We start from the raw sequence: 330 nt of genomic DNA, 5'->3' as shown, positions 1-330 counted from the left end.
TCGTTGAACCGCTCGCTGTTTCACATCGTGCCATCGCGCGGACAGGTGCCAATTCCAGAGATACAGTCGCAATTATCGGGGGCGGGACGATCGGACAATTCGCTTTAGCGGATGCAGTCGCCGCGGGTGTCAAAGAGACATTGATTACCGTCAAGTACGAGCAGCAGGCAGAACTGGCAAAAGCACTCGGCGCAGATCATATCGTAAACGTCAGCGACACCGATGTCCGAGAATACGTCAAGGATGTCACGAACGGCATCGGTTTTGATGCAGTGGTTGAAACCGTAGGCGGTGGGGAAAACTTTGACACCGCTATGAATATCGTTCGGA

The 330-nt window shown here is 53.3% G+C and carries 1 protein-coding gene; it reads left to right on the top strand.

The genetic code is table 11. The features are described 5' to 3' along the window. On the top strand, positions 1 to 330 hold a 330-nt coding region (locus tag J4G07_21520), incomplete at both ends, for a zinc-binding dehydrogenase (GenBank protein MCE2416565.1).

It is taken from the genome of Candidatus Poribacteria bacterium (assembly GCA_021295715.1).
GTDB lineage: Bacteria > Poribacteria > WGA-4E > WGA-4E > WGA-3G > WGA-3G.
The sequence above is the reverse complement of the archived record's forward strand: the minus strand, read 5'-3'. Positions and strand labels throughout refer to the sequence as shown.